General features: G+C 65.8%; 20 protein-coding genes. 13 read left to right on the forward strand and 7 right to left on the reverse strand.

Annotation, left to right across the window (positions count from 1 at the left end; all coding sequences use genetic code 11):
- Positions 1 to 106 precede the first annotated feature (106 nt).
- Entirely contained in the window at positions 107 to 502 is a 396-nt protein-coding gene (locus QW861_RS31055; RefSeq protein ID WP_015668220.1) for a helix-turn-helix domain-containing protein, read from the reverse strand.
- Positions 503 to 509: 7 nt separating this feature from the next.
- Positions 510 to 1730, reverse strand: a complete 1221-nt coding sequence (locus QW861_RS31060) for a LysR family transcriptional regulator (protein WP_315754185.1) — start codon at positions 1728 to 1730, stop codon at positions 510 to 512.
- Positions 1731 to 2245: 515 nt separating this feature from the next.
- Here QW861_RS31060 and QW861_RS31065 point away from each other — a divergent pair.
- Both QW861_RS31065 and QW861_RS31070 read left to right on the forward strand, forming a co-directional pair.
- Positions 2246 to 2491 (forward strand): hypothetical protein, encoded by a 246-nt coding sequence (locus QW861_RS31065; RefSeq protein WP_315737708.1) that lies wholly within the window; start codon positions 2246 to 2248, stop codon positions 2489 to 2491.
- Between the two features lie 304 nt (positions 2492 to 2795).
- Entirely contained in the window at positions 2796 to 3530 is a 735-nt protein-coding gene (locus QW861_RS31070; RefSeq protein WP_315754184.1) for a cytochrome c biogenesis CcdA family protein, read from the forward strand.
- Between the two features lie 6 nt (positions 3531 to 3536).
- Here the strand turns inward: QW861_RS31070 and QW861_RS31075 are convergent, their stop codons facing one another.
- Positions 3537 to 5054, reverse strand: coding sequence for a sensor histidine kinase (locus QW861_RS31075; protein WP_315754182.1), 1518 nt, complete (start codon positions 5052 to 5054; stop codon positions 3537 to 3539).
- Between the two features lie 242 nt (positions 5055 to 5296).
- Positions 5297 to 6571, reverse strand: coding sequence for a serine hydrolase domain-containing protein (locus tag QW861_RS31080; protein ID WP_315715725.1), 1275 nt, complete (start codon positions 6569 to 6571; stop codon positions 5297 to 5299).
- Positions 6572 to 6720: 149 nt separating this feature from the next.
- Between QW861_RS31080 and QW861_RS31085 the strand changes: the two genes are divergently transcribed.
- A complete protein-coding gene (locus tag QW861_RS31085) occupies positions 6721 to 7635 on the forward strand; it encodes a dioxygenase (RefSeq protein WP_315754180.1) in 915 nt (304 codons plus the stop codon).
- Between the two features lie 20 nt (positions 7636 to 7655).
- Here the strand turns inward: QW861_RS31085 and QW861_RS31090 are convergent, their stop codons facing one another.
- Both QW861_RS31090 and QW861_RS31095 read right to left on the reverse strand, forming a co-directional pair.
- Positions 7656 to 9386 carry a bifunctional protein-serine/threonine kinase/phosphatase gene (locus QW861_RS31090; protein WP_315754178.1) on the reverse strand — a complete coding sequence of 577 codons (1731 nt, stop codon included), beginning with the start codon at positions 9384 to 9386 and terminating at the stop codon, positions 7656 to 7658.
- A gap of 69 nt (positions 9387 to 9455) precedes the next feature.
- Positions 9456 to 10289 (reverse strand): formate/nitrite transporter family protein, encoded by an 834-nt coding sequence (locus QW861_RS31095; RefSeq protein ID WP_315754176.1) that lies wholly within the window; start codon positions 10287 to 10289, stop codon positions 9456 to 9458.
- Positions 10290 to 10968: 679 nt separating this feature from the next.
- On the opposite strand from QW861_RS31095, the gene QW861_RS31100 reads away from it, so the two are divergent.
- From QW861_RS31100 to QW861_RS31145, 10 genes are all read left to right on the forward strand, one after another.
- Positions 10969 to 12285, forward strand: a complete 1317-nt coding sequence (locus QW861_RS31100; protein WP_315754174.1) for a CmpA/NrtA family ABC transporter substrate-binding protein — start codon at positions 10969 to 10971, stop codon at positions 12283 to 12285.
- Between the two features lie 64 nt (positions 12286 to 12349).
- Positions 12350 to 13258 (forward strand): nitrate ABC transporter permease, encoded by a 909-nt coding sequence (ntrB, locus tag QW861_RS31105; protein ID WP_315715730.1) that lies wholly within the window; start codon positions 12350 to 12352, stop codon positions 13256 to 13258.
- 9 nt (positions 13259 to 13267) lie between these two features.
- Positions 13268 to 14062: an ABC transporter ATP-binding protein gene (locus QW861_RS31110; RefSeq protein WP_315754246.1), complete on the forward strand. Its 795-nt coding sequence runs from the start codon at positions 13268 to 13270 to the stop codon at positions 14060 to 14062.
- A gap of 82 nt (positions 14063 to 14144) precedes the next feature.
- Positions 14145 to 14570 (forward strand): globin family protein, encoded by a 426-nt coding sequence (locus tag QW861_RS31115; RefSeq protein ID WP_315754172.1) that lies wholly within the window; start codon positions 14145 to 14147, stop codon positions 14568 to 14570.
- Between the two features lie 5 nt (positions 14571 to 14575).
- Positions 14576 to 15790 carry an NAD(P)/FAD-dependent oxidoreductase gene (locus tag QW861_RS31120; protein WP_409998689.1) on the forward strand — a complete coding sequence of 405 codons (1215 nt, stop codon included), beginning with the start codon at positions 14576 to 14578 and terminating at the stop codon, positions 15788 to 15790.
- 19 nt (positions 15791 to 15809) lie between these two features.
- Positions 15810 to 18500, forward strand: coding sequence for a molybdopterin-dependent oxidoreductase (locus QW861_RS31125; protein WP_315754170.1), 2691 nt, complete (start codon positions 15810 to 15812; stop codon positions 18498 to 18500).
- 212 nt (positions 18501 to 18712) lie between these two features.
- Positions 18713 to 19552 carry an aldo/keto reductase gene (locus QW861_RS31130; RefSeq protein WP_316191785.1) on the forward strand — a complete coding sequence of 280 codons (840 nt, stop codon included), beginning with the start codon at positions 18713 to 18715 and terminating at the stop codon, positions 19550 to 19552.
- Positions 19553 to 19747: 195 nt separating this feature from the next.
- Entirely contained in the window at positions 19748 to 20701 is a 954-nt protein-coding gene (locus QW861_RS31135) for a DMT family transporter (RefSeq protein WP_315715821.1), read from the forward strand.
- A 267-nt stretch (positions 20702 to 20968) separates the two neighbouring features.
- Positions 20969 to 23950 carry an autotransporter domain-containing protein gene (locus QW861_RS31140; RefSeq protein WP_316193912.1) on the forward strand — a complete coding sequence of 994 codons (2982 nt, stop codon included), beginning with the start codon at positions 20969 to 20971 and terminating at the stop codon, positions 23948 to 23950.
- Between the two features lie 85 nt (positions 23951 to 24035).
- Positions 24036 to 25208: a fumarylacetoacetate hydrolase family protein gene (locus QW861_RS31145; protein ID WP_315715735.1), complete on the forward strand. Its 1173-nt coding sequence runs from the start codon at positions 24036 to 24038 to the stop codon at positions 25206 to 25208.
- A gap of 204 nt (positions 25209 to 25412) precedes the next feature.
- Here the strand turns inward: QW861_RS31145 and QW861_RS31150 are convergent, their stop codons facing one another.
- Positions 25413 to 26672: a 2Fe-2S iron-sulfur cluster-binding protein gene (locus QW861_RS31150; protein ID WP_315754164.1), complete on the reverse strand. Its 1260-nt coding sequence runs from the start codon at positions 26670 to 26672 to the stop codon at positions 25413 to 25415.
- Positions 26673 to 26723 lie beyond the last annotated feature (51 nt).

Genomic DNA, 26723 nt, shown 5'->3' on the forward strand with positions numbered 1-26723 from the left:
CTCGCCCGAGCTGGCAGAGCGCCTGGCGCCCCCAAGTTGCGCCCTCGAGCGAAGATGGCCCATATCCATCACGGGCAGACCTGTCTGACGGATCAGACAGCCTTGCCTATTCTTCGTTCGCTGCGATCGATTCCATCAAGGATACCAGCTGACGTTGCACGGTCTGGTCCTTGATCTTGCTGTAGGCGCGCAGCAACCGCAGGCTGAAGGCTGAGTCCAGGAACAGGAGGCTCTCGACCTCGCGCGCCTTGCTGTCGCCGTCGTAGAAGAACGTCACAGGCACGTCGAGCGCGGTGGCGATCTGCTGCAGACGCGCAGCGCCGACCCGGTTGACGCCCTTCTCGTACTTCTGGACCTGCTGGAAGCTCACGCCGAGCTTCTCGCCGAGCTCGGCCTGCGAGATCTTCTGCTCTACACGCCGCAGGCGAATCCGCTTGCCGAGCTCGATGTCGGGCTTGCCCGCACTGCGCTGCTTCATTTTCTTTGCCGCTGATTTGTTCATACTGATTTTACCGTCCTTCCATCGGAAAGCCCCCGAATAGATGGGTCAGGGGTTCACCCATATATACTGTTTTAAGTTGCTGTGGATGAATGAATTCGTCTTTAAACCACGGGTATTTGCCAGGGTTAAAAGCCTCGACCAGCCAGTCGATCATGTGACGCACCCTAGGGATGCGTCCGGTGGTGGCATGGTAAGACAGCCAGATGTCGTAGGACCACTTGAGATCAACCTCAAGTGGTACGATCTTCCCGCCCAGGGCACTCGCATAGGTTGGGAAGACCCCGATGCCGGCGCCGTGCGCCACGGCCCAGTAATTGGCGCTCGAGACATTGGTGGTCATCGCGATCAGGTCCCGCTGCTCGAAACCAGGGAAGATGGTGGCGAAGGCGGCATTGGCGGCGGCTTCGTCCGCCACCTGCAGAACCAAGCGGTGTTTGACGAGATCGTCAATCGTCTTTGGGATGCCAAATATCTCCAAATATTTCTCGCTCGCAAAGCACATCAGGTGCATGCGGCCAAGCCGGACCAGCTTGACGTCGAGCGCCGCCGGCCGGGAGAGGTGGATGGCGACGTCGGCCTCGTGACGCGACACGTCGGCCGAGCGCATCGCGCAATAGAGATCGACCATGACGTTGGGAAAGCTCTGCTGAAATTCGACCAGCCGGGGCGCCAGCCAGAACGTGCCGAGCCCCTCGGTCACCGCGACCCGGACCTCGCCCGACGCAGCGCCGGCGAGACCATCGCCCGCGCGCAGCAACTCGAATGACGCGGCCTCCATGTGCTCGACGGCGGAGACCACCAGCGCGCCTTCGTCGGTCAGCCGAGCGCCGTGGACATCGCGCGTGAACAGCGTCGCGCCGATCTGCCGCTCGAAATCATCGATGCGTCGCCGTACGGCATTGATCGAGAGCGTCAGCCGCTCGGCCGCGGAGCGAAAGCTGCCGGCCCTGACAACCTCGAGGAATATCCGCGCTGCATCCCAGTCGGTGAGGCTTGCCTGCGCCGATTTGCTCACGGTCGACTTGGCCGGGGCGGCCCGGCCCGTCGCAGTTCTTGCCGGCTTGCTCGCCGTTGCGCCCTTGGCGCCGCCACTCTCTCGGCTCAGTTCAATGCTCGATCCTGCCCCAGCAGACGAGCCGCCGTGCTCCCCTGGTGCCAGCGTCGCAGGGGTCTCGGCTAGTTCCCGGCGTTCCTTCTGAGGAACGCCCCGTTCCGCCGCAACGCGCATACAAGCTCTCTCCGCCTGCTAGAGTGATTCCGATAAATTACGGGCAGGGCACGTTCGTGCCATGATTTGGTTGAGCGATCGAGGGTCGATGAGTCTGCCACCTTCAGTTCTCTGCAGCATGGTCTTACCGCCAGCAGATGCGCGGTCTGACACATCATGTAGGACAGGGACACGCTTAACGCGAGTCGAACCTAAGATCGACGGTTTTTGCCTCGACCGCAATGAAATGGTATTCGAAGATGGGCCGTTGTCATGCTATCGTGATGAACGGATCGTGGCGCTAATTCATCGAATGCCGGGGAGCGGTGATGTCTCTTCACCCTGCGTCATGCCAGGACGCCGTCGTGCCGTCCCAGGGGGTGGGTGCATGGCTCGGCTGAGCCGCATCGGCAAAGCGCAGGGGAGCAACGACATGACGTATTTGGAAGCCATCCGCGAGTCGGGAGTTGCTCGGCTCCATCTCGTCGCACGCTACTAGAACGGAAACGACGCCTGTGGCCAATTCAGACGAACAAATGCTTGCAGTGCTTGCGTCCCTCGAGCAGTGCCGCGCCATGCTCGCGGCGACGGGCAATCGCGAATCGGCGCATTTGGTCTCGGTTGCCATCCTCGACCTGCGCATGAAGCTGAACCGTCTGAGCGAGGACGATCTGAAATCGCTCTGCGATGAGATGGTTCAAGCCGACAATCCCGACAAGCTGCGCGATGCGAAGCTGCAGCCGGGTCAGCGCCGGCCACCGTTGCTTCGAGTGGTGAAATAGCACAGTTCGATGTGTGCACAAGAGTGCATTTGGCGCATTTGTGATATGTCGTGATCCCACGGTGAGGCGCGCGCCGGCTCGCAGACGAGCCGGTTAAAGCGAGGCGACACTCCCTACCGGGGCGGGGGACTTCGCCAATGAGGCCCCGATCCGGGGACGTCTGGCTCTATCCTGGCGAAAGCCCGCAGGCCGCGATCATCGTTGACCGCCGTAACTTCGGCACGTCTGTTGCGTATTCCCCGCATCGGCGGCAAGAAGCGTCGTGCCCCGGCTTGCGCCTGGAGGGGCGTATCGCGGGACTCGCATGATCCAGAACGTATCGATTCCGGCCGCGTTCATTGCTGGCTTGGTCAGTTTTCTTTCGCCCTGCGTGCTACCGCTGGTTCCTCCGTATTTGATCTATCTCACCGGCGCCACGATCGAGCACATCGAGAGCGACGAGCCTCCGGCCGCGTCGCGTCGCGCCGTGATGATCTCGGCCGCACTGTTCGTGCTGGGCTTCTCCACCGTGTTCGTGATGCTGGGGGCGAGCGCCTCGCTGATCGGCGGCCTCATCCGGGCCTGGTCGGAGCAGTTGTCCATCCTCGCCGGCGTCGTCATCATCGTGATGGGCCTGCACTTCCTCGGCCTGACGCGGATCTCGTTCCTGATGCGCGAAGGGCGGCTGCCGATCCCCAAGCCGGTCGGCCTGTGGGGCGCCTATGTCATGGGGCTCGCCTTCGCCTTCGGCTGGACGCCGTGCATCGGGCCGATCCTGGCGGCGATCCTCTCGATCGCAGCCGCGGAGACGACGGTCGCCAAGGGGGCGGGGCTTCTTGCCGTCTATTCCGCCGGCCTCGGCATTCCGTTCCTGATCGCGGCGTTCATGATCGAACAGTTCTCGGCGCTGTTCATCCGCATGCGTGGCCATCTCGTGAACATCGAGCGCGCGATGGGCGTGCTGATGATCGCCACCGGCATCGGCTTTCTCACTGGCGCGGTCTCGACCTTCAGCATCTGGCTGCTCGAGACGTTCCCGGCGCTGCAGAGGTTCGGCTGACGCGGCTCAATCGTCGAGCTTGCAGGTGATGGTGTAGACCACGCCCGGCGGCAGGAAGTCGACCGTGGCCTCGCCGCCGAGCTGATCGCGCGCGCTGCGCTCGATCAGGCGGGAGCCGAAGCCGCGCTGGATCGGCGCCGAGACCACCGGGCCGCCGGTTTCCTGCCACACCAGCCGCAGCCGTGCCGGCAGCTTCTTCGCCGCGTCGGCCGCGTTCGCCAGCTCCCAGGACAGATCGACCGTGCCGGTGTCGTTGGAGAACGCACCATATTTGGCGGCGTTGGTTGCGATCTCATGCACGATCATCGACAGCACGACGGCGAGCCGCGGCGACAGCGCCACCTTCGGGCCGGAGATCCTGATGCGGTCGGGCGTGTTGAGGCGGTAGGGCTTGAGCACGCGCTCGATCACGTCCTGCAGCTCGGAACCCTGCCATTTCTCCTTGCTGAGCAGATTATGCGCCTCGGCGAGCGCGCCGAGCCGGCCCTCGAACTTCTCACGCTCAAGGCGGCTGGCGCTGCGGAAGGTCTGCACCGCGATCGCCTGCAGGATCGCCAGCGTGTTCTTGACCCGGTGATTGAGCTCCTCGATCAGCAGGTCGTGCAGCATCTCGGCGCGCGCGATCGTCGTCGCCATCCGCACCGCGAAGGCCAGACCGATCGCCAGCATGATGCCGCCGAGCAGGCTGGTGACGGCGAGGTTGCGCCACAACGGCGCAACCAGCGAATCCTCGGCGATGCCGGCGCCGATGGTCCATCCGGTGAGGGTGGAATGGGTGAAGCTCGACAGCAGCGGCACGCCCTCGAGCGATACGCTCGACAGCGTCGCCTCCTGCTCGTTGCGCATGCGATCAAACACCGAGGGCGAGGCCTGCTTGCCTATCGTCTCCGCCGGATTTGGCACGCGTGCGAAGACGGTCGCCTGGCGGTCGAGCAGCGACAAGGTCCAGTCCGGATTCGGCCGCTGCTTTTCCAGGATGGTCTGGAACATCTCGATCGGCGGGCTGAACGAGATGTCATAGACGACCTCGCCGTCGCGAAAGACGGGCACCTCGACGGTGACGATCAGGCTCTTCTTCACGACGCCGTAGAACAGGTCGGAATATTGCGGCTGCCGGGTCTCGAACACGCGGCGGGTGATCTCGCGGTTGTTGCGCGTCGGCAGGTGAGCCGTATCCGTCGTCGCCGACGAGAACAGCTGGCGTCCGTTGCGGTCGGCGACCACGATCGTGCCGTTCTTGCCGTACTGCTCGAGGAAGCCCGTCGCGATCGGCCGGAAGCGTTCGAAATCGCCGGTGGTCAGGGCATCGGTCAGCGCCAGGACCTGAACGCCGCCAGTCATGCGCTGCATTTCGGCATCGAGCGTCAGCCGGATGCTGCGCACCGTCTCCAGCACGCGCTGACGGGCGTCGCTGCGATCCTGCATGTAGCTGTGCAAGACGATTCCGCCTGCGAACAGGATGAGCGGCAGTGTGGTCCCTGCGACCAGAAGAGCAAGCCGGATCGGCAGGGAGAGTTTTGGCACGGATGCCCCGTTTGAGCTGGCGCTGCTGATCGCCGTTGGGACTGACGCAGGCGGGAGACGCGTCGGGCGGAGGCGAATTTGTGCGGCGAGCGCATATCAGGCTGGAGCGGCTGCCTCCGCAAGGGCTCGGCGGTTGCAGCCGTTCACATGACTGTCAGCATAGGAGAGCACCGCGTGCACGCCAAGCGCAACGCGCGGGGATCGCCGGTTCCCTGAGCGGCTTTACCGCCACGACGCCTCTCCTAGACGTTGCTTTCGGTGATCGCCGCGTACACCATCGTGCGCAGCTCGCGGCGGATCGGGTAGGCGCTCGACGGCAAGACCTGGGTCATGAAGATCGTGATCAGCTCCTCGGCCGGGTCGATCCAGAACGCCGTGGAGGCCGCGCCGCCCCAGGCATATTCGCCGGCGCTGCCGGGGATCAACGTCTTGGCCGGATCCATCGTCACCGAGAAGCCGAGACCGAAGCCGATGCCGTTATAGGCTGCTTCCGCGAACATCGAGCGCGACAGCGCCGGCAGGTCGACGCCGCCCGGCAGATGGTTCGAGGTCATCAGCTTCAGCGTCTTCGGTCCGAGCAGCCTGACGCCGCCGAGCTCGCCGCCATTGAGCAATGCGCGGCAGAACGTCAGATAGTCGGCCGTGGTCGAGCACAGGCCGCCGCCGCCGGAGATGAAGTCGGGCGGGCTCAGGAACGAGCTGGTCGCCGGGTCGTCCTGCAAGGTCAGGCCGCCCTTGCGATCGGCGGCGTGGAACGACAAGGCGCCGCCGGCATCGGCCGAGTAGCACGCCGCCAGCCGGTGCGCCTTCGCCGCGGGCACGTGGAAATCGGTGTCGCTCATGCCGAGCGGATCGAAGATGCGCTGCTTCAGGACTTGCTCGAACGGCTGGTCGGCGATCTTGCCGACGAGATAGCCGACCACGTCGGTCGAGACCGAGTAGTTCCAGGCCTCGCCCGGCGAGAATTCGAGCGGAATACGCGAGAGATCATCGATCATCGACTGCAGCGTTCCCGCCTTTTCGACTGCGCCGATCTTGGCGTCGCGATAGGCGGCATCGACGTTCGATCGCTGCTGGAAGCCGTAGGTCAGGCCGGAGGTGTGGCGCAGCAGGTCGACGATCAGCATCGGCCGCGACGGCGGCCGGCTGACAAAGGCCGGTGCGGTCCCGGCGACGAACACGCCGAGATTCTTCCACTCCGGAATGTATTTCGCGACCGGCTCGTCGAGCGCGACCTTGCCTTCCTCGACCAGCATCATGAAGGCGACGGAGGTGATCGGCTTGGTCATCGAATAGATGCGGTAGATCGTGTCGTCCCTGACCGGGACCTTGCGCTCGACGTCGGCATAGCCGAGCGAGCTCGCATGCACGATCTTGCCGCGGCGATAGACCATCAACTGCGTCCCGGGAAAGCGGCCGGCCTCGACATAGCGCTGCCGCAGATGGGCATCGATGCGATCGAGCGCGGCTTTCGACATGCCGACGGTTTCGGGCGAGGCGGGTGTCGGGGCGAGCATCGGGCGTCTCCGCTATGATCGGTTTCTGGCGGCCTGCGCGAGGATCGGCCGCGCATCCCGTTTGTTCCGGGTGATAGCCGAAAAACGCGCCGCGTCCAATGGCAGGCCAGGCATGCGTCGTGTACCCTTTGCGCCGGGAGGAATTGGCAATGACACAATTCAATGAAGCCGAGCTCACGGAGGCCGTCGTCGCGAGCTTCGAACGGACACCCGATCCGCGCGCGAAATTCCTGCTGCAGGAATTGGTGAAGTCGCTGCACGATTATGTGCGCCGGACGGAGCTCACTTTCGACGAATGGGCCGCCGCCATCGACTTTCTCACCCGCACCGGACAGACCTGCACCGCAAGCCGGCAGGAGTTCATCCTGCTGTCCGACGTGCTCGGCGTGTCGATGCTGGTCGACGCCATCAATCATCGCGACCGGGCAGGGGCGACGGAGACGACCGTACTCGGCCCGTTCTACGTCGGCGAGCACAAGGTGACGCCCCACGGCACCGACATCTCGGCGGATCTCAAGGGCGAGAAGATGTTCGTCCAGGGACGGGTGACCGATCTGGCGGGTGCCCCGCTGGCAGGCGCCGCGGTCGATGTCTGGCATGCCGACGACGAGGGCTTCTACGATTCGCAGCGGCCGTCCTATGAAAGCGATGGTCCGTCGTCGCGGGCGCGCTTCATCACCGATGCGGATGGCCGCTTTTTCTTCCGCACCATCCTGCCCTGCAGCTATCCGATCCCGACCGACGGTCCGGTGGGACGGATGATCCTCGAGACCAAGCGTCATCCGATGCGCCCGGCCCATGTGCATTTCCTGGTGGACGCCAAGGGCTACGAGCCGCTCATCACCCATGTCTTCGTCGGCGGCGACGAATATCTCGACAGCGACGTCGTCTTTGGCGTCAAGGACGAGCTCATCGCCCAGGTCGAGCGGCGCAGCGACGCGGTGATGCCGGACGGCAAGCTGGCCATCGGGCCATGGCACTTGATGACCTATGATTTCCGCATGAAGCCGGGAGCGGGCGTGGCGCCGAGGCCGCTTGGCGCGATCGCGCCTGAACCCGCCTGATCCGCGGCTGGCAGGTCCGCCTACCAGCCGCCGTGGCGAGCCGCGAGCAGGATGATCACTGCGATCGCGAGCAGCGCAGTCGTCGCCTTCCAGAACAGCAGCGGATTGCGCTCGATCAGGGGCGTCCGGCCGCCGCCGATATAGGCGGGATTGGGGTGCCGAAGGTCGAAGACGAATTCCGAGAGGCTCTCGTAACGTTTGGCGGCGACGGGATGGACGGCGCGCCGGAGTGCGCCATCGATCCAGAGCGGGACGGTTTGGTCATCGCCGGAGGCCGGGTGATAAAGCACCTTGCGAAACTGCGCCCGGGTTCGTGCACGTGCCATCTGCGCGCCGTAGGGCAGCCGGCCCGTCAGCATCTGGTAGGCGATCACGCCGAGCGAGAACTGGTCGGACCATTCGGAGCCGCCCTCGCCGAGAAAATATTCCGGCGCCGTATACTGCTGGGTGCCGAGGATGCTGTCGTGGTCGGCAGCCGGATCGGCCTCGACCACGCCGCTGACCCGCACCGATCCGAAATCGATGATCTTCACCGTCCCGGTCCGGTCGATCATGATGTTTGCAGGCCGCAGATCCTGGTGCAGCACTTCCTTGCGATGCAGCGCCTGCAGCCCCCTGGCGATCTGCTCGATGATGTCTCTGACGGTATCGAGATCGGCTTTGGGATGGTCGATCATCCATTGCGCCAGGGTCTGGCCTTCGACGAATTCGGTGACGACGTAGAGATGATCGCGGCGACGCGTCGATGGGAAGGCCTTCAGCACGTGCGGGTTGTCGATCCGCCGCGCAATCCAGTCTTCCATCAGGAACCGTTTGAGATAGGCCGGGTCGCCGCGCAGGTCGATCGAAGGCACCTTGAGGGCGACGGCGAGCTCCGTCTCGACGTCGACGGCCAGATAGATGTGGCTGCGGCTGCTGGCGTGGATCTCGCGCACGATCCGGTAGCCCTCGAAGATCATCCGCGCGTCCAGCAGCGGCGCCGGCGGCAGCTGCTCGGCCTGGACCGGAATCTCGGCGGCATCGCCGGCACCGAGTTCGTCGATCCGCACGATCTGGATCGTGAGATTGTCCGCGCTGCCCTGCGCCAGCGCCTCAGCGACGATGATACGGGCCGCCTGGTCGAGGTCGTGGGAATTCTCTTTCAACACGTTGGCGACAAAACGCTTGCCTACGTGTTCGTGAACGCCGTCGGTCGCGAGCACGAAGATGTCGCCGCGCTCGATCCGAATGGCCTGATAGTCGATTTCGACCTCGGGATTGACCCCGAGCGCACGCCCCAGATAGCTCTGCTGCGACGAGATGATGACGCGATGATCGTCGGTGAGCTGTTCGAGCGAATGGCCTGCGGGGCGATAGATGCGACAATCGCCGATATGGAAGAGATGCGCCGTGGCCGCCTTGATCACCATCGCGCTGAGCGTGCAGACGTAACCCTTGTCGCGGTCATAGGCGTATTGGCTGGCTCTGGTCTGGGCGTAGAGCCAGGAGTTGGCCGCGGCGATCACGCGTCGCGCCGAGGTCTTCACCGACCAGGCATCCGGCGTACAGTAATAGTCGGTCAGGAAGCTCTTGACCGCCGACTCGCTCGCAATGTGGCTGACCTCGCTGCTGCTGATCCCGTCCGCGATGGCGATCGCGATGCCCTTCAGGCTGAGCGCCGGCTCATCGGGAATCAGTGCGCCGTGGAAGTCCTGGTTGCCCGGCTTCTGCCCTTTGTCGGAATGCGCTCCGATGGTGATCCGCAATGGCATTTGGGCTATCGAGCGATTTGAGGAGAGCCCGACCTTAACTGAAGCCGGGCTCTCCAAGGGAGACGGAAATCAAGCCGCGACGCGGGCTGCGATCTTGGCATCACGCTTCGGCTGCGTCCTGACATGGGTGGCGTACAGCGTCAGGCCGGTGAACGAGAGACCGCCGACGAGATTGCCGAGCACGGTCGGGATCTCGTTCCAAATCAGGTAGTCCATGATCGAGAACTTCGCATGGAGCATCAGCCCCGACGGAAACAGGAACATGTTCACCACCGAATGCTCGAACACCATGTAGAAGAACACCAGGATCGGCATCCACATCGCCAGCACCTTGCCCGGGACCGTCGTCGAGATCATCGCGCCGACCACGCCGGTGGAGACCATCCAGTTGCACAGCATGCCGCGGATGAACAGCGTCGCCATGCCGGCCGCGCCATGCGCCGCGTAGCCGAGCGTCCTGCCTTCACCGATATTGCCGATGACAGCGCCGACCTTGTCCGGCTCCTGCGTGAAGCCGAACGTGGTCACGAATGCCATCATGAAGGCAACGGTCAGTGCTCCGGCGAAATTGCCGATGAAGACGAGGCCCCAGTTGCGCAGCACGCCCCCGAGGGTCACGCCGGGACGCTTGTCGATCAGCGCCAGCGGCGACAGCACGAACACGCCGGTCAGCAGATCGAAGCCCAGCAAATAGAGCATGCAGAAGCCGACCGGAAACAACAGCGCGCCGATGATCGGCTGGCCTGTGTTCACATTGATGGTGACGGCAAACCAGGCCGCGAGCGCCAGGATCGCGCCAGCCATGTAGGCGCGGATGACGGTGTCCCGGGTCGACATGAAGATCTTGGACTCACCTGCGTCCACCATCTTGGTCACGAATTCTGAAGGCGCGAGGTACGACATTCAAACGTCCTTTGTTTGCTCTCGGGAATAGATTGCGCGCTGCCTTGCGAGAGGTTCTGGCTCTCGCGGGACATCGCCACGGGCAGGCGGATCGGATGTCGAATGCGGGGAAGGGCGTCACGACGACCGCGCCGAGGTGACCCCGGTCGCGAGCGCGCGTCCGTCCCGGAGATCAGGCGCCATCGGCCTCGACAGTCCGGCGAACCGCAGTCATCGTTGACTTGTAGGCGTCGAAGCAATGCCTGTGCCAATTTTGACGCCAATCAAAAGATCATCGATTTCAATCGATTACGTTTGGACGTCCGGGCCGCGGCTGCTTGAAAGGGCTGATTTGCTGCCCTGGTGCTCATGGAACAATCGCGCCATGCCCGCTTTGTGTGCGGCGCACACAAAGTGGGCGAATCGCAAATTTTGGATGCGGCCTTCTGCCTCTGATGGATTTGCTGTGTGCAGTTAAACGATTGAATTTACTTGTAAATTCAAAATTGATGCGTTGGCACGAAGCTTGAAAGAGCATTCGCGACGCCATCGATGCCGTCCGCGCAATCCTCATCCGAATCGTGACGCTGCCCCTTCCGAGGCCACCTCGGAACACGCGCCTTCGTGCGTGGCGCAGCGACCCGCAACGGACGGCCTTTTCACCCATCGAGCGCTCTTCAGACAAAGGACGACAGCACTCATGACGAAGACTGCCAATCCTGCTCGCCGCAACGGCTTCAGCCGTCGTCAGCTTCTCAAGGCGGGCGCCGGCACGGCTGCGCTGCTAGCAGCCGCGAAGCTGAACTTGCCGGGCGGAGCGTTCGCCCAGGGGGCGGGGCCGGAAGTCGCCAGCGCCAAGCTCGGCTTCATCGCGCTCAGCGATGCCGGTCCGCTGTTCGTGGCCAAGGACAAGGGCATCTTCGCCAAATACGGCATGCCCGACGTCGACGTACAGAAGCAGGCCTCGTGGGGCACCACGCGCGACAATCTCGTGCTCGGCTCTGAAGGCAACGGCATCGACGGCGCGCACATCCTGACCCCGATGCCGTACCTGATCTCCTCGGGCAAGGTGACGCAGAACAACCAGCCGACGCCGATGTACATTCTGGCGCGGCTCAATCTCGATGCGCAGTGCATCTCGGTCGGCAAGGAATATGCGGACCTCAAGCTCGGCCTCGATACCGCGCCGTTCAAAGCCGCGCTGGAGAAGAAGAAGGCCTCCGGCAAGTCCGTGAAGGCCGCGATGACCTTCCCGGGCGGCACCCACGATCTCTGGATCCGCTACTGGCTCGCCGCCGGCGGCATCGATCCCGACAAGGACATCGAGACCATCGTGGTGCCGCCGCCGCAGATGGTGGCCAACATGAAGGTCGGCACCATGGACTGCTTCTGCGTCGGCGAGCCGTGGAATGCGCAGCTCGTCAACCAGGGTATCGGCTACACCGCCGTCACGACGGGCGAGATCTGGAACAAGCATCCCGAAAAATCCTTCGCGATGCGCGCCGCCTTTGTCGACAAATATCCGAAGGCCGCGAAAGCGTTGACGATGGCGGTGATGGAAGCGCAGCAGTGGGCCGACAAGATGGAGAACAAGCAGGAGCTTGCGACCATCATGGCCAAGCGGCAGTGGATGAATTGCCCGGTCGAGGACGTCGCCGGACGCACGGCCGGCAAGTTCGACTACGGTACCGGCAAGGTCGTCGAGAACTCGCCGCACATCATGAAGTATTGGCGCGACTTCGCGTCCTATCCATTCCAGAGCCACGATCTCTGGTTCATCACCGAGGACATCCGGTGGGGCAAGTATGAGGCTGGCTTCGACGCCAAGTCGCTGATCGCCAAGGTCAACCGCGAGGACATCTGGCGCGAGGCCGCCAAGGAGATGAACGTCGCAGCCGCCGAGATTCCGACCTCCAAGTCGCGCGGCAAGGAGACCTTCTTCGACGGCAAGGTGTTCGATCCGGAAGATCCCGCCGCCTACCTGAAGTCGCTGTCGATCAAGCGCGTCGACGCCTGATCAGGACCTCCCGCTGCGCGCGCAAGGCGCGCGGCCTCTCTCATTGCACGGAGAAAGATTTCCGATGTCCATGCCAGCGTTGACCAACGATAGCGCTCCCCAGGTCGTGCCGACCGCGGCGGCGTCCACCTCGGCGTCCATCGTGACCATGACGCCCAAGCAGGCGCCGAAAGCCGAACGCTATGGAAAGATGGCCCGCGAGGCCGCGGTGCGCGTGGTGCCGCCGTTGATCGTGCTGGCGCTGTTCCTGCTGATTTGGGAGCTGGTCTGCCGCCGGGCCGGCTCGGCGCTGCCGCCGCCCTCCCGGGTGTTCAGCGATACCCGCGAGCTGATCTTCGATCCGTTCTTCGATCATGGCGGCATCGACAAGGGACTGTTCTGGCATCTCGAGGCCAGCCTGCGCCGCGTCGCCTTCGGCTACGCGATTGCTGCCGTCGTCGGCGTCGGTGTCGGCACGCTGATCGGCCAGTCGGTGTGGGCCATGCGCGGCCTCGATCCGATCTTCCAGGTGCTGCGCACGATCCCGCCGCTCGCCTGGCTGCCGCTGTCGCTGGCGGCGTTCCGCGACGGCCAGCCGTCGGCGATCTTCGTCATCTTCATCACCTCGGTATGGCCGATCATCATCAACACCGCGGTCGGCATCCGCAACATTCCGCAGGACTATCGCAACGTCGCCGCGGTGGTGCAGCTCAACCCGCTGGAGTTCTTCGCCAAGATCATGATTCCGGCGGCCGCGCCCTACATCTTCACCGGCCTGCGCATCGGCATCGGCCTGTCGTGGCTCGCGATCGTCGCGGCCGAGATGCTGATTGGCGGCGTCGGCATCGGCTTCTTCATCTGGGACGCGTGGAATTCCTCGCATATCAGCGAGATCATCCTGGCGCTGTTCTATGTCGGCATCATCGGCTTCGTGCTCGACCGCCTGATTGCGGTCGTCGGCAAGATCGTCACCCGCGGCACCGCGACGAATTGAGAGGTAGAGATCATGGCCTATCTGAAGCTCGACCACGTCGACAAGACCTTCACCCGCGGCACCGCCACCGCCGAAGTGCTGAAGGACATCAACCTCTCGATCAACAAGGGCGAATACGTCTCGATCATCGGCCATTCCGGCTGCGGCAAGTCGACGATGCTCAACATCGTGGCGGGGCTCACCACGGCTACGACCGGCGGCGTGCTGCTGGAGGAGCGCGAAGTCAATTCGCCGGGGCCCGACCGCGCCGTGGTGTTCCAGAACCACAGCCTGCTGCCCTGGCTGACGGTCTATGAGAACGTGCGGCTCGGCGTCGACAAGGTGTTCGCCAAGACCAAGACCCGCGCCGAGCGCGACGCCTGGACCATGCACAATCTCAATCTCGTGCAGATGGCCCATGCCAAGGACAAGCGGCCCAACGAGGTCTCCGGCGGCATGAAGCAGCGCGTCGGCATTGCCCGCGCGCTCGCCATGGAGCCGAAAGTGCTGCTGCTCGACGAGCCGTTCGGCGCGCTCGACGCGCTGACGCGGGCGCATCTGCAGGACTCGGTGATGGCGCTGCACCAGAAGCTCGGCAACACCATCCTGATGATCACGCACGATGTCGACGAGGCGGTGCTGCTGTCCGACCGCATCGTGATGATGACCAACGGCCCGAGCGCGCATATCGGCGAGGTGCTCGAGGTCGCCCTGCCGCGGCCGCGCAAGCGGCTCGAGCTGGCGACCAACGCCACCTACGTCAAGTGTCGCCAGCGCGTGCTGGAGTTCCTGTATGAGCGGCATCGCTACGTCGAGGCGGCGTGACGATTGGAAAGCGGAGAGCGCATCGAACCGCTCTCCGCGTCGGGCGACTAACGGGTTCTCGTTTCCATCATAAGGATTTCCCATGACGCCGTCTCAGATCGCATTGGTTCAGGATAGCTTTGCCAGGGTCGCGCCGATCTCCGATCAGGCCGCGACCATCTTCTACGATCGGCTGTTCGAGGTCGCGCCGCAGGTGCGCGCGATGTTTCCCGACGATCTCACCGAGCAGCGCAAGAAGCTGATGGCGACCTTGGCGGTCGTCGTCAATGGATTGACGAATCTGCCCGCGATCCTGCCGGCGGCAAGCGCGCTCGCCAAGCGCCACGTCGATTACGGCGCCAAGCCGGAGCACTATCCGGTGGTCGGCGCCGCGCTGCTGTGGACCCTCGAGAAGGGACTTGGCGGCGGCTGGACGCCCGATGTCGCCGATGCCTGGACCGCGGCCTACGGCACGCTGTCCGGCTACATGATCGCGGAAGCCCATGGCAAGGCGCAGGCGGCGGAGTAGGCGCTTTGAGTGAACCGCTCGTCATCGTCGGCAACGGCATGGCTGCCGCAAAGCTGGTCGAGGAATTGTCGCAGACTGCGCTCGGCCGCTACGCGATCGCCGTCATCGGCGAGGAGCCGCGGCTCGCCTACAACCGCGTGCTGCTGTCGTCGGTGCTGGCCGGCGAGGCCGCGTCCCACGAGATCGAGCTCAAGCCGGCGGCCTGGTGGCGCGAGCGCGGGGTAACGTTGAAATACGGTGCGCGCGTCACCGCCATCGATGTCGGCCGTCGCGAACTGCGGATCGAGAACGACGAGAACGTGGCGTTCTCGCGCCTGGTCCTCGCCACCGGCTCGCTGCCGCTGCGGCTGCCGGTGCCGGGCGCCGATCTGCCGGGTGTGCACACATTCCGCGACAGCCGGGACACGGATGTGCTTCTGGCGCTGGCGGCGAAGAAGGGGCGCGTGGTGGTCGTCGGCGGCGGGCTGCTCGGGCTGGAAGCGGCCTATGGCCTGGCGCGTGCCGGCGCCAGGGTGACGCTGTTGCATCTGATGGACCGGCTGATGGAGCGGCAGCTCGATGCGCCGGCCGCCGCGTTGCTGAAGGCGCTGGTGGCACGCAAAGGGATCGAGGTTCTGCTCAATGCCAGCACCGCGGCCATCCATGGCGATGGTCGCGTCGAAAGAGTCGAGCTGGCCGATGGGCGGCGCCTCGCTGCGGATGCGGTGATCTTCGCCGCCGGCATCCGGCCGAATGTGACACTGGCGAAGGAGGCGGGGCTCGCCGTCAACCGCGGCATCGTCGTCGACGACGCGATGCAGACCTCGGCCCCCGGGATTTTCGCGCTCGGCGAGTGCGCCGAGCACCGTGGCACCTGTTATGGGCTGGTCGAACCTGCCTATGAGCAGGCGCGGGTGCTGGCGCGGCATCTCGCCGGCCGCCAGGCGGCCTATGGCGGCAGCGTCGTCTCGACCAATCTGAAGGTGTCGGGCGTGTCGGTGTTCTCGGCCGGCGACTTCATGGGCGCCGAGGGCAGCGAGGCGATCGTGCTCAACGACGTCAGGCGCGGCATCTACAAGAAGCTCGTCATCGCCGAGGGACGCCTCACCGGTGCCGTGCTGATCGGTGAGACTCAGGACGCGTTGTGGTATCGCGACCTGATCCGGAGCCGCGAACCGGTCGCAGCGATCCGGACAGCGATGATGTTCGGCCGCGCGGGGGCGCGGCCGCAGGCAGCGTGAGAAGGGGCCACGCACGACGATGACGACGCTCGATCCGAAGCTGCCGATGGTGCGCACCGCCTGTCCCTATTGTGGCGTCGGTTGCGGCGTGCTCGCCACGCCCGACGGTCGCGGCGGCGCGGCGATCTCCGGGGATCCTTCGCATCCGGCCAATCTCGGCCGGCTCTGCTCCAAGGGCTCGGCGCTCGGCGAGACGCTCGGGCTGGAGAGCCGCCTGCTGTACCCGATGATCCGCTGCAAGGGCGGCATGCAGCGGGTGGCCTGGAGCGATGCGCTCGATCACGTCGCGACCCGGCTGAAGCACATCGTCGCCCGCGACGGCGAAGACGCTGTGGCGTTCTATCTTTCCGGCCAGATGCTGACCGAGGACTACTACGTCGCCAACAAGCTGATGAAGGGCTTTCTCGGCTCGGCCAATGTCGACACCAATTCGCGGCTGTGCATGGCCTCGTCGGTCGCCGGCCACCGCCGTGCCTTCGGCGCCGACACCGTGCCCGGCACCTATGAGGATCTCGATCAGGCCGATCTGCTGGTCTTCGTCGGCAGCAACGCCGCCTGGTGCCACCCGGTGCTGTACCAGCGCATGCTGGCCAACAAGCAGGCGCGCGGCGCCAGGTTCGTGGTCATCGATCCGCGTCGCACCGACACGTCGAGCGAAGCCGATCTGTTCCTGGGATTGAAGCCCGGCGCGGATGCGGCGCTGTTCGCCGGCCTGCTGGTGCATCTCGCCGACAGCGGTGCGCTCGATCACGACTACATCAACGCTCACACCGGCGGCTTCGACGAGACCCTGGCCCGCGCCCGGAGCCTCGCCGGCAGCGCCGCGGCGACCGCGCTCGCCACCGGCCTGTCCGAGGTCGACGTCGCCGCCTTCTTCAAGCTGTTCCGCGATACTCCCAAGGTCGTCACCCTCTATTCGCAGGGCGTCAACCAGTCGGCGCAGGGCACCGACAAGGTCAACGCGATCCTCAACTGCCATCTTGCGACCGCGCGCATCGGCAAGCCGGGCATGGGGCCGTTCTCGCTGACCGGCCAACCCAATGCGATGGGCGGCCGCGAGGTCGGCGGGCTCGCCAACCAGCTCGCGGCCCACATGGGCTTCACGCCGCCGGACATCGACCGCGTCCGCCGCTTCTGGAAGGCCAAGGACATCGCCACCCATGAGGGTCTCAAGGCGGTGCAGATGTTCGAGGCGATCGTGCGCGGCGAGATCAAGGCGCTGTGGGTGATCGGCACCAACCCCGCGGTGTCGCTGCCGGACGCCGATCTGGTCCGCGCCGCGCTCAAGAAGCTCGAGCTGCTCGTCGTGTCCGAGAACGTCCGCTCCAACGACACCGTCGATGCTGGCGTCCACGTGCTGCTGCCGGCGCAGGCCTGGGGCGAGAAATCGGGCACGGTCACCAACTCCGAGCGCCGCATCTCGCGCCAGCGCGCCTTCCTTGCGCCGGCCGGCGAGGCCATGCCGGACTGGTGGATCCTGAGCGAGGTCGGCAAACGGCTCGGCCACGCGGGCGCCTTCAATTACAACTCTGCGGCGGACGTGTTCCGCGAGCACGCGGCGTTGTCGGCGTTCGAGAACGACGGCACGCGCGACTTCGACATCGGCGCGCTGGCGACGCTCACCGACGACGAATACGACGCGATGGCGCCGGTGCAATGGCCGGCGCGCGCGGGCAGGCCGCCCGAGCCGCGCTTTTTCGCCGAAGGCGCCTTCTTCACCAACGATCGCAAAGCGCGCTTCGTCGCGCCGGAGGTGCCGGCGCTGCGCGGCGAGACCACCGCCGCCCGCCCGCTGCGCCTGAACACCGGTCGCATCCGCGACCAGTGGCACACGATGACGCGCACCGGCTTGAGCCCGCGGCTATCAGCGCATCTGCCGGAGCCGTTCGTCGAGGTGCACCCGGATGACGCGCTGCGCTATGGCCTGATGCATGACGGTTTCGCCAAGGTCACGACCGAGCACGGCCAGTGCATCCTCAAGGTCGTCGTCAGCGAGCGCCAGCAGCGCGGCATGCTGTTCGCGCCGATCCATTGGAGCGCCACCAACTCATCGCATGGCCGCGTCGGCGCGCTGGTCGCCTCCTACACCGATCCGTTCTCCGGCCAGCCCGAGGCCAAGGCGACCCCGGCTGCGATCAGTTCTTATGAGTACGTATTCCGCGGCTTCATCCTGTCGCGCAACGAGCTCACGCTGCCGTCCAACCTGTGGTGGGCGCGCGCGACGGTGCAGGGCGGCTTCGGCTATCTGTTCGCCGACAACGGCGATCTGTCGCGCTGGCCGGCCTGGTTCAAGGCGCGCGCCACCGACGATGTCACGGACTACATGGATGTCGGCGGCGGCGTCTATCGCGCCGCGTCGTTCGCCGACGATCGCATCGAAACCTGTTTGTTCGTCGGCCCCGGCCATGATGCTGGCGACTGGAACGTCGTGAAGACGATGTTCGCCGCCGACCGCCTCGACGACGACCAGCGTCGCACGCTGCTGTCCGGCCGCGCGCCCGACGGCGTCGGCGGCGGCCCGATCGTCTGCGCCTGCTTCGGCGTCGGCCGCGACACCATCTGCGATGCGATCACGGCAGGTGCGCGCACGCCCGCCGCCATCGGCGCGCAGCTCAAGGCCGGCACCAATTGCGGCTCGTGCATTCCGGAGATGAAGCGGCTGATCGCGCAGACGGCCACGGACGCCCCGCCCATCGCGGCGGCGAGCTAGCCGAGAACACTGTCGTTCCGGGGCGAGGCCAACGGCCTCGAACCCGGAATCTCGACATGGTGGAAATGAAACAGCGCAAGACAAGCTCGGGATTCCGGGTTCGACGCTGACGCGTCGCCCCGGAATGACGTGGGTGTGGAAGCGTGTCAGATGCCTTGAGCAGGGAGGGCACCCAATCGACGCCGTGCGCCTCATCCACTATGCTCCCGCGCATGAAGCACAAGACATTCGGAACCGGCGGCGGCGGCGTCTCCGTCATCGGGCAGGGCACTTGGTATCTCGACCACGCCGATCGCAGCCGCGCCATCGCCACGCTGCGGCGCGGCCTGGATCTCGGCATGAGCCACATCGACACCGCCGAGATGTATGGCGATGCCGAGCTCGTCATCGCCGAGGCCATCGCCGGCCGACGCGACGAGGTGTTCCTGGTGTCGAAGGTGCTGCCGAGCAACGCCTCGCGCAAGGGCACCGTCACCGCCTGCGAGCGCTCGCTGCAGCGGCTGAAGACCGACCGGCTCGACTGCTATCTCCTGCACTGGCCGGGCTCCTATCCACTCGCGGAGACGGTGGCGGCGTTCGAGGAGCTCAAGGCGGCCGGCAAGATCGCGTCCTGGGGCGTCAGCAATTTCGACGTCGACGATCTCGACGAACTGCTGGAGGTCGCAGGCGAGGGCAAGATCGCCTGCAACCAGGTGCTCTATCATCTGCAGGAGCGCGCCATCGAGCATGCCGTCATCCCGTGGTGCGGCCAGCATGGTGTTGCCGTGGTCGCCTACTCGCCGTTCGGCCATGACGACTTTCCGGAACGCCGCAGCGCCGGCGGCGAGGTGCTGCAGCGGATCGCGGAGCAGCATGGTGCAACGCCGCGCCAGGTCGCGCTGGCCTTCCTGACGCGGGCGTCGTCGCTGTTCGCGATCCCCAAGGCGTCGCGGCCCGAGCATGCCGAGCAGAATGCGGCGGCCGGCGACATCGAGCTCACCGCGGCCGAGATCGCCGCGATCGATCGCGCCTTTCCGCGCGGGCCGAAGCCGCGTGGCCTGCCCATGCTGTAATGCAGCATCACGGAAAATTACGGATGTTTGCTACCCCGGCGCGTAGCAACGCATAAGTGCTGCCCGCTTCGATGGGTTGTCGCGGCGTCGCGATTGGCGTCTTGTCGCCACTCACCGAATCGTCCTGTTTCCAAACTTCCGAGTTCGACCGTGACCCCGCCACCGAGTGCGGCCGCCGCCGCGCGCCTCGACGACGTGCCGACATCCGTGCAGGAGAAGCCGCAGGCCACGCGCAAGCGCGCGCCCGCGCGCGCCGACCGGCCGTTCCGCGGCATCGCGCTGATCCTACTGTCGACCGTGTTCCTCGGCACCTCGGACGTCACCGCGAAGTATCTGTCGAAGACGCTGCCCTCGATCGAGATCACCTGGATCCGCTTCGTGGTATTCGCAGCGATCATGGTGCCGGCGATGATCCCGGGCTCGCCGCTGTTCGCGATGCGCACCGAGCAGCTCAAGTTCCAGCTGCTGCGCGGCGTTGCGCTGCTCGGCTCGTCGCTGATGTTCATCACCGGTTTACGCTATCTGCCGATCGCCGAGGCCTCCGCGACCGGCTTCGTCGCGCCGCTGTTCGTCACCGCGCTGTCAATCATCTTCCTCAGCGAGAAGGTCGGCCTGCGCCGCTGGGTCGCAACCGCGGTCGGGCTGTGCGGCGTGCTGATCATCCTCCGCCCCGGCACCGGCGCGTTCCATCTTGCCGCGCTGTTCCCGATCGTCTCGGCGTTCGCCTGGGCCTGCACGCTGATCATGACGCGGATGATGAGCGGCCGCGAGCATGCCATCACCATCATGACCTATTCCTCGATTGCCGGCGTCTGCGTGCTCACGGCAATCGTGCCGTTCGTATGGACCACGCCGTCCTGGCAGGACATCGGCTTCGGCGTGCTGGTCGGCGTCGCCTCGACCATGGGGCAGTGGATCGTGGTGCTGGCATTCCGCTATGCCGACGCCTCGGTGCTGGCGCCGTTCTCCTACACCCAGCTCCTGTGGGTCAGCATCCTCGGCTTCCTGGTGTTCGGCGAGGTACCGGACGTCTGGACCATCGTCGGCGCCGCCTTTATCGTCTCCAGCGGCCTCTACACCGCCCATCGCGAGCGCGTCCGCCGCTCGCAACTGCTCCAGGTCGCCGGCGAGAGCTCGCCGAATCCTTGAGCCATCGGTCGCACGCCCCCAGGCCATTACGGGGGAGCGACTTTTTGGGTGGATGCGTTGCGTGTCCGCTACACCTACGATCAAACGCGTAACGTGCTGATTTCAAATAAGAAACAGTAACGCCGTCGATCTCGGCGGGCGCCGTGCGCCTGCTAGGTCTTGGATTGCATCACGGGGTGCAGAGCAAGATCGGGGGATTGCGTGCGGAGGCGGGTCGAAACGGCGGTGTGTCGGACGGCGCGGGCCGTGTGGGGCGCGCTGGGACTCATGCTCGGGCTCTGTGGGCTCGGGCTGACGACGTCGGCGCAGGCCCAGACCGACTACACCTGGGGCGGCACCGGCTCGTCCACTGCGACCTCCGACTACAATCTCTCGACCAACTGGGAGAGCCCGCCGGCCGGCGCGCCGCCGGCATCGAGCGGCCAGGAGGCGCTGTTCGGCGCCACCGGCGCATCGACCATCACGGTCACCGCGCCGATCAATCCGGATTCCTGGATCTTCCTCAGCAACGCCCAGTCCTATTCGATTGGCGGCGCCGACGTGAATTTCGGCGTCGCCGGCTCCGGCTGGGGCTTCATCAACAACGCCAATTCCGGCCAGACGATCACGATCGGCAACAATCTCGGCGAGACCGTTGCCGGCGTGCGCGCCGAGCTGCTCGGCAACAGCACCACCATCCTGCTCGGCACCAACTCCTATTCCGGCGGCACCTTCATCGGCAGCGTCGCGACGCTGCAGCTCGGCGACGCCACCCACACCGCCCGCATCATCGGTGACGTGTCGAATTTCGGCATCTTCAACATCGTCAGGGCCGACACCTCCGGCATCACCTCGCTCACCAATGACGGCGGCACCACCAACTTCCTCGGCGCGAACTCCGCCGGTGCGATGACGATCGTGAACCAGTCGATCGCCACGACCGCGTTCGGCGTCGCCGGCGGCACCGACACGGCCACGGCGGGGAACGCCGTGATCACCAACCATCAGGGTCGTACGCTGTTCAACGCCAACACCAGCGCCGGCAACGCGACGATCACCAACGATACGTTCAGCATGCTGGCGTTCGTCAATGCCGCCACGGCCGCCAATGCGGTCATCACCAATGGCGGCAATTCGTACGTGATGTTCGGGATCGGCTTCGGCAGCGACACCCCGTCGGCCGGCAATGCCACCATCATCAACAACATGAACGGCCAGGTCCAGTTCAACGCCCATTCCACCGCGGCGAACGCGACCGTCACCACCAATGACGGCGGATCGACGCTGTTCTTCGATCATGCCAGCGCCGGCTCCGCCACGATCATCACCAATGATGGCGGCCGCACCCGCTTCCTCGACAATACGACCGGCGGCACCGCCCAGTTCGTCACCAATGGCACCGGCGTGGTCGATTTCTCCGGTAGCGTGGGTGTCAATGGCGACGGCCGCATCACCGCCGGCTCGCTGGCGGGTTCCGGCAACTACTACATCGGCGCCTTCAACACGCTGGTGGTCGGCGGCAACAATCTCTCCACCGAGGTCTCCGGCGTGATCGGCGACACCGATCCTTGCGGGTGCGGCACCATCGGCCCAGGCTCGCTGACCAAGGTCGGCAGCGGCAAGCTGATATTGTCCGGCATCAACACCTACACCGGCACGACCACGGTCGATGGCGGCATCCTCGCCGTCAACGGCGCCATCGCCGGCAGCAGCGTCACCGTGAATGCCGGCGGGAGGCTCGGCGGCAACGGCATCGTCGGCAGCACGCTGGTCAATGGCGGCGCGCTCGCGCCGGGCAATTCGATCGGGCTGCTCACGGTGCAGGGCAGCCTCACCTTCACGGCGGCCGCGAGCTACATGGTCGAGGTGTCGCCGGCCAATGCCGACCGGGTCAACGTGACGGGCACCGCGACGCTCGGCGGCGCGACCGTGCAGGCGGCGTTCGCCCCTGGCAGCTATGTCAACAAGCAGTACACGATCGTCAACGCCGCCGGCGGCATCAGCGGCACCTTCAACACGCTGATCAACACCAACCTGCCGGCCAACTTCTCTTCGAGCCTGAGCTACGACGCCGACAACGTCTATCTGAACCTGACGCTCGGCACGGCCGGGACCAACACCAACCAGCAGAACGTCACGGACACCACGACCGGCTATTTCAACCGCACCGGCGGCATCCCGCTCGCTTTCGGCGCGTTGACCCCAGCCGGTCTGACACAGGCGTCCGGCGAGATCGCCACCGCCTCGCAGCAGGCGATGTTCGACTCGATGAATATCTTCCTTGGCCTGATGACCGATCCCTTTGTCGCCGGGCGCAGCGCGAACGCATCTGGTCCGGCTGCAGCGTTCGCCGACGCAGGACAGGGCGCCGCGCCGCGCGATGCCTTCGCGCGCATGCCGGTGAAGGCCACACCGGCCCAGCGCTTCGATGAGCGCTGGAGCACCTGGGCGGCGCCGTTCGGTGGCGGTTCGTTCGCCGACGGCAATGCCGCGCTCGGCTCGAACAACGCCACCATCCGCGAGGTCGGCTTCGCCGCGGGCGCCGATTACATCGTGTCGCCGAACTGGCTGGCCGGCTTCGCGCTGTCGGGCGGCGGCACCAGCTTCGGCGTCAATGGCGGCGGCAGCGGCCGCTCCGACCTGTTCCAGGCCGGCGCCTTCGCCCGCTATCGCAGTGGTCCGGACTATCTCTCCGCGGCGCTCGCCTATGGCTGGCACGACGTGACCACCGACCGCGCCGTGACCGTCGCCGGCGTCGACCAGCTCCGCGCCCGCTTCGATGCGTCGGCCTATTCGGCCCGCCTCGAGGGCGGCCGCCGCTATGCCACGCCGTGGGGCGGGATCACGCCCTATCTCGGCGGCCAGGCGACGGCTTACGTGCTGCCGTCCTATGCCGAGCAGGTGCTCTCCGGCGCGGGCACCTTCGCGCTGAGCTATGCCGGCAAGACCGTGACGGACGCGCGCACCGAGCTCGGCGCGCGCGTCGACCGGTCGTTTGCGCTCGCCGACGGCGTGCTGTCGCTGCGCGGCCGCGCCGCCTGGGCGCACAATTTCAACCCCGATCGCACCATGACCGCGGGCTTCGAGGCGCTGCCGGGCACGAGCTTCGTCGTCAACGGCGCCGCGCAGTCGCGCGACCTCGCGCTCACCACCGCCTCGGCCGAAATCGCCTGGCGCAACGGCTGGTCGGCGGTCGCGACCTTCGAAGGCGAATTCTCGTCCATCAGCCGCTCCTACGCCGGCAAGGGCGTGGTGCGCTACAGTTGGTGATTGCGCGACGTCGTGTGGCTTGGAGCCGGCGTGCACCGATGCTAGGGGTGCGCTGAGCAACAAGAACAACAGGGAGCACGACGCCATGATCAACCTGACGCCCGAGACCGTCCTGCCCGACGACGGCACCAGCGGCACGCTGGTTGGCCGGGTCTGGCGCCCCGACGTGGACGGACCGGCCGTGGTCGCGGTGCGCGATGACGGTGTTTATGACGTCACCTCGGCTTTCCCCACCGTCAGCGCGCTGTGCGAGCAGGATGATCCGGCGACGGCGCTGCGCGGCATGGGCGGGCAGCGCATCGGCGACCTCGCCGCCATCCTCGCCAACACCCCGCCGGATCGCCGCGATCCGGCCAAGCCGTGGCTGCTGGCACCGGTCGACCTGCAGGTCCTGAAGGCGGCCGGCGTCACCTTCGCGATCTCGATGCTGGAGCGCGTCATCGAGGAGCGGGCGCGCGGCAATCCGGCCTCGGCCGAGGCGATCCGGAAAGAGGTGGTGCGTCTGGTCGGCGACGATTTCTCCAAGCTCAAGCCCGGCTCCGACCAGGCGATGCACCTCAAGCAGGTGCTGATCGAGCAGAACGCCTGGAGCCAATATCTCGAGGTCGGCATCGGGCCCGATGCCGAGGTCTTCACCAAGGCGCCGACGCTGTCATCTGTCGGCACCGGCATGGATGCCGGGCTGCATCCGAAATCGACCTGGAACAATCCGGAGCCGGAGGTGGTGCTGGCGGTGTCGAGCCGCGGCCGGATCGTCGGCGCGATGCTCGGCAATGACGTCAACCTGCGCGACTTCGAGGGCCGCTCGGCGCTGCTGCTGTCGAAAGCCAAGGACAACAACGCCTCCTGCGCCATTGGCCCCTTGCTGCGCCTGTTCGACAAGACCTTCACGCTGGATGACGTCCGCAAGATGGACGTGGCGCTGAACGTGACCGGCAGCGACGGCTTCGTGCTCGACGGCCATTCCTCCATCAGCAAGATCAGCCGCGATCCGACCGACCTCGTCGCCCAGACCATCGGTGCCGTGCATCAATATCCCGACGGCTTCGCGCTGTTCCTCGGCACGATGTTCGCGCCCGTCAAGGATCGCGACGCACCGGGCCAGGGGTTCACCCACAAGCGCGACGACATCGTCACCATCTCCGCGCCCCAACTCGGCCGTCTCGTCAACCGTATGCGCAACAGCGACGAATGCGAGCCGTGGACGTTCGGCGTGGGTGCGCTGATGCGTAGCCTGGCGCGGCGGAAGCTGATCTGAGGCACGCGGCTTCCACACCCACGATGTCATTCCGGGGCGCGCGACAGCGCGAGCCCGGAATCCATACGCCGCAGCGCTCGTGAGGCAGACGGCCTGAGTTACGATCGCGCTCCATCACGCAGGCTGGTGGTTATGGACTCCGGGCTCGCTCGCTTCGCGAGCGCCCCGGAGTGACGGAGAGACTGGGGGGACTCCTGCGTCATCTCACACATGCCCCGAGGCCATCTGGCTGGCGGCGCGGCGCGGGCGCTCCTGCAGCGATGAGGCGTCGCCCAGCGCGCGCTCGCGCACCAGCGAGAGCGCGTGGTCGCGTTCGGCGGCCGTGCTGCGCCGTGGCTCCGACCGGCGCAGGCCCAGATCGTCGTCGATCGGATCCTTCGGCACCAGCGACAGCGCCCGCTCGAACGGATCGAGCGACGCGTCACGCCCCCTGCCGCCGTCACGGCCCGGCTCAGGCTCGGGCGGACGTCGCGCCACGAGCGTCTTGATGCGGCCGATGAGGCCGGACGGCGCTTCCGGTGGCGCGGAATCGAACGGGTCGGCATAGAACGTCGCGCCGGCCTTCTCGACCATCCCGGCGAGCGCAGTCACCATGCGCGGCGAGCCGCAGGCATAGACGACATCGGAGGCCGTCAGCGTCGGCATGTGCGGCTCGATCCGTCCGGTGCGGATCGAGGGATGATTGACCGGACCTTCCTCGACCGTCGGGATGATCGTGACGTTCGGCAGCCGCGCCAATTGCGCCAGGATCGGCGTCATATAGAGCTGCGGCAGCTTCTTGGCGCCGGCGATGATCACCATGGGACGGCTGCGCTGCTCGCGTAGCGCCATCGCCGCGATTGCCCAGATCGGCGCGAAGCCGGTGCCGCTGCCGGCGAGGACGAGACGGCCGGTGCCGCCCGGGCGCAGGAACGCATGCCCATACGGCCCCTGGATACGCAGCCGATGGCCGGGACGGATGCCGCTGCCGAGCGCGGTCGTGACGCGGCCGCCACGCACGCGCTTGATGTTGAGATGGATGACGCGGCCGCCGATGCGGCCGTCGAACGACGCCGTTGGGCTGTAGGCGCGTGCCGGATAGCCGTTGAAGGTGAACTTGAAGTACTGCCCGGGCAGATAGCTGATGCTCTTCTCCGGAGCGATCATCAGCTCCATGATGTCGGGCGCGACCTCGCGCAGGCCGACCAGCCGCGCCTTGCTGGTGTCGATTTCCGGCACGTCCTCCAGCTCGACGTCGAGATCGGAGACGACGCGCGCCTGGCAGGCATAGATCATGCCCTGCGTATGCGTCTCGCCGCACACCGTCTGGCCCTTGGAGACGTGAACCATGCAGGTGCCGCAGGTGCCGGCGCGACAGTCGAACGGAATCTCGACGCCGTTGGCGAGCGCGCCATCGAGCAGCACGTCACCCGCGCGGACGCGGAACTGGCGGCCCTTGACGGTGACGGTCCTGAAGTTCGACATGGTTCACTCCTCGATCGGATACGCTGTGACGATGGTGGGATGAGACCGCGG

The organism is Bradyrhizobium sp. SZCCHNRI1029, from assembly GCF_032487555.1.
GTDB lineage: Bacteria > Pseudomonadota > Alphaproteobacteria > Rhizobiales > Xanthobacteraceae > Bradyrhizobium.

What these genes read in the sequence shown, in the direction of transcription:
- QW861_RS31055 (WP_015668220.1), bottom strand. Translation starts at nt 502, where the DNA reads ATGAACAAATCAGCGGCAAAGAAAATGAAGCAGCGCAGTGCGGGCAAG.
- QW861_RS31060 (WP_315754185.1), bottom strand. Translation starts at nt 1,730, where the DNA reads ATGCGCGTTGCGGCGGAACGGGGCGTTCCTCAGAAGGAACGCCGGGAA.
- QW861_RS31065 (WP_315737708.1), top strand. Translation starts at nt 2,246, where the DNA reads ATGCTTGCAGTGCTTGCGTCCCTCGAGCAGTGCCGCGCCATGCTCGCG.
- QW861_RS31070 (WP_315754184.1), top strand. Translation starts at nt 2,796, where the DNA reads ATGATCCAGAACGTATCGATTCCGGCCGCGTTCATTGCTGGCTTGGTC.
- QW861_RS31080 (WP_315715725.1), bottom strand. Translation starts at nt 6,571, where the DNA reads ATGCTCGCCCCGACACCCGCCTCGCCCGAAACCGTCGGCATGTCGAAA.
- QW861_RS31085 (WP_315754180.1), top strand. Translation starts at nt 6,721, where the DNA reads ATGACACAATTCAATGAAGCCGAGCTCACGGAGGCCGTCGTCGCGAGC.
- QW861_RS31090 (WP_315754178.1), bottom strand. Translation starts at nt 9,386, where the DNA reads ATGCCATTGCGGATCACCATCGGAGCGCATTCCGACAAAGGGCAGAAG.
- QW861_RS31095 (WP_315754176.1), bottom strand. Translation starts at nt 10,289, where the DNA reads ATGTCGTACCTCGCGCCTTCAGAATTCGTGACCAAGATGGTGGACGCA.
- QW861_RS31100 (WP_315754174.1), top strand. Translation starts at nt 10,969, where the DNA reads ATGACGAAGACTGCCAATCCTGCTCGCCGCAACGGCTTCAGCCGTCGT.
- ntrB (WP_315715730.1), top strand. Translation starts at nt 12,350, where the DNA reads ATGTCCATGCCAGCGTTGACCAACGATAGCGCTCCCCAGGTCGTGCCG.
- QW861_RS31115 (WP_315754172.1), top strand. Translation starts at nt 14,145, where the DNA reads ATGACGCCGTCTCAGATCGCATTGGTTCAGGATAGCTTTGCCAGGGTC.
- QW861_RS31125 (WP_315754170.1), top strand. Translation starts at nt 15,810, where the DNA reads ATGACGACGCTCGATCCGAAGCTGCCGATGGTGCGCACCGCCTGTCCC.
- QW861_RS31130 (WP_316191785.1), top strand. Translation starts at nt 18,713, where the DNA reads ATGAAGCACAAGACATTCGGAACCGGCGGCGGCGGCGTCTCCGTCATC.
- QW861_RS31140 (WP_316193912.1), top strand. Translation starts at nt 20,969, where the DNA reads ATGCTCGGGCTCTGTGGGCTCGGGCTGACGACGTCGGCGCAGGCCCAG.
- QW861_RS31145 (WP_315715735.1), top strand. Translation starts at nt 24,036, where the DNA reads ATGATCAACCTGACGCCCGAGACCGTCCTGCCCGACGACGGCACCAGC.
- QW861_RS31150 (WP_315754164.1), bottom strand. Translation starts at nt 26,672, where the DNA reads ATGTCGAACTTCAGGACCGTCACCGTCAAGGGCCGCCAGTTCCGCGTC.